Origin of the sequence: Halorientalis persicus (assembly GCF_900110215.1) — an archaeon.
In the GTDB taxonomy this organism is placed as follows: Archaea; Halobacteriota; Halobacteria; order Halobacteriales; family Haloarculaceae; genus Halorientalis; species Halorientalis persica.
Genome location: NZ_FOCX01000118.1, coordinates 1 through 1,206, shown reverse-complemented (window position 1 = coordinate 1,206; position 1,206 = coordinate 1). Strand labels below are relative to the sequence as shown.

Below are 1,206 nucleotides of genomic sequence, written 5' to 3'. Positions count from 1 at the left end.
AACCTCAGTCGGCGGCCGGGCGAGACGCTCGAGCAGTACGAGACGCGTCTGGCCGAACAGCGCGTTCACCAGGACGACCACGAGACGGCCAAGCGCGCTGACTTCCTCAACGTGGCCGCCGATCTGTTCGTCTGCAGCGGTCTGTGTAGCGGGTTGTCGGTGGCATATAAACGAGGGGTGTATCCTAGCAGTGAAGCGCAGGGTCGTCTGGCCCCTTGTTTCAGGTGTAGTTGGAACCAATGACTCGCACGCTACACCGCATTAGCTCGGTAAGTTTGGCAGTGGCACTGGCACTCGCACTGACGCTGGTTGGTCTGACCGGCCCCGTCGCCGCACAGGCTGACGAGCCCGACGACACGCAGGACGACCTCGAAGAGTCCATCGAGCAACTTGAAACGTCGGCTGGCGAACAGCAGGAGCGGCACAACACGACGCACAGCATGGAGCAGCTTGACACCAGCGACGACGAACGGACTCTCGAGGATGCCATCGAACGGCTCGAATCCGATGGCTAATCGCCACTCCGGTAACCCCACTCTCTTGCAGTGGTAGTGCTTCAGAATCTGGGCCCGGCCGGCAGTTGACAGTGGCCGGCATACGGGACGTTCTGTGCTGTGAGGAGAACCGCACACTTACACGTTACGAGCAGCTATCAGTAGAACCTGAGATTTTAGAGAATACACGATGAGATACGCAACAGAAGTTATCACGTGGGACGACAACGCTTTCCATCCGCTGGATAATGCGCTGGCTGATGAGGATGCTGCCCATCTGGAAGAGACATACTACATCAGCCCACTTCAAGATGGTACGTACGCCCATCTTTCCCGGTTTCGCGGGGACATGGCCGTTGCCAGAGACATTCTATCCGATACCGACGCGGTACTTGATTTGGAGGGCCCCACCGATCAGGATGGGCTCGCCTATCTCCACACAGAACCCTCGCCACTGCTCAATGAGCTGATGACGACCCTGTTTGAACACGAAGTGGTTCTGAAATGGCCAGTTACCCTGCTCAATGGCGACCCGCGGGGGATGCGGGTAACACTGATCGGGACTGACGAGTCCGTCTCGCAGGCGCTGGCAAACTCACCGCCAGGCGTCTCTGTGAAGCTAGAGCGGATTGGCCAGTTTGATGGCTCAGTGAGCCCGCTATTGGTCTCTCTCACAGAGCGCCAGCAGGAGGTGCTTGCAACTGCTGTGTCG

The 1,206-nt window shown here is 58.5% G+C and carries 3 protein-coding genes; all 3 read left to right on the top strand.

Annotated features, from left to right (window positions below; all coding sequences use genetic code 11):
* Window positions 1-243, top strand: a 243-nt coding sequence (locus tag BMX17_RS26855; protein WP_211611506.1) for a hypothetical protein, incomplete at its 5' end; no start/stop codon positions are given.
* Window positions 244-281: 38 nt separating this feature from the next.
* Window positions 282-515 carry a hypothetical protein gene (locus BMX17_RS24925; RefSeq protein ID WP_092665358.1) on the top strand — a complete coding sequence of 78 codons (234 nt, stop codon included), beginning with the start codon at window positions 282-284 and terminating at the stop codon, window positions 513-515.
* A 169-nt stretch (window positions 516-684) separates the two neighbouring features.
* Window positions 685-1,206: hypothetical protein (locus BMX17_RS24920; protein ID WP_092665355.1), on the top strand; the 522-nt coding region annotated here is incomplete at its 3' end.